This window comes from Vibrio sp. 1180_3, assembly GCF_029478545.1.
Lineage (GTDB): Bacteria > Pseudomonadota > Gammaproteobacteria > Enterobacterales > Vibrionaceae > Vibrio > Vibrio aestuarianus.
Map to the genome: position 1 here is coordinate 1 of NZ_SJFM01000200.1, position 368 is coordinate 368.

Here is a 368-nt window from a genome sequence, read left to right on the forward strand (position 1 = left end):
CGTCTTCTTGCACCGCGCCCGCGTCATCACCCGGCTGGTCTGGCGTGATGATCGCTTTGTCATCAGAACCCGTTATGGTTACAACCACGTCATGAGTCGTGCCATCCGCAGATGTCACTGTCATGGTGCGAATCACCGAATCGCTATCGGCGTCTAACGCTTGCACGTCTGGGTGACTGTTGTTCAGCTCATACGTCCAGTTACCATCTGCATCGATAGAGAAGGTACCCCAATTGCCGTCTTGAACGTCGGTTTGAGGTTGGAAGACCGCCTCACCTGCATCAGGATCAGCCACATTTAAGTTGCCGCCAGTGGTCAGCGTTACGTCTTCTTGCACCGCGCCCGCGTCATCACCCGGCTGGTCTGGT

General features: G+C 56.0%; 1 protein-coding gene. It reads right to left on the reverse strand.

Annotated elements, in window-relative coordinates; translation table 11 throughout:
- Positions 1-368 (reverse strand): VCBS domain-containing protein (locus EYW48_RS21570; protein ID WP_277433089.1); only part of this gene is annotated, 368 nt, incomplete at both ends.